Consider the following 240-nt stretch of genomic DNA (forward strand, 5'->3'; position numbering starts at 1 on the left):
CTAAATAAAACTTTAACTGCGCCTGCACTTCAGGTGCGACTTTATCGTTGTGACTCAGTTTTACAAGCTTAGTTGCACCTAAGTATTGCACTCGTTGCTGTAGTTTTTGAGCCATACCTTTGCTGCCTGACTGAGCAAATACCTGCTGATATAAAGCCTCTAAAAGTGCCTGTGTACCAAAATATTGAGGATCACGCGCATGCTGCTGTGCAAGACGGTTTAATCGCTGTGGATTAAGCA

1 pseudogene is annotated in these 240 nt (G+C 43.3%); it reads right to left on the reverse strand.

The features are described 5' to 3' along the window. Positions 1 to 240 (reverse strand): annotated as a pseudogene (locus CWC11_RS22630) (zinc-dependent metalloprotease); the annotation flags it as partial.

Source organism: Pseudoalteromonas sp. S3178 (assembly GCF_005886985.1).
Taxonomy (GTDB): Bacteria; Pseudomonadota; Gammaproteobacteria; order Enterobacterales; family Alteromonadaceae; genus Pseudoalteromonas; species Pseudoalteromonas carrageenovora.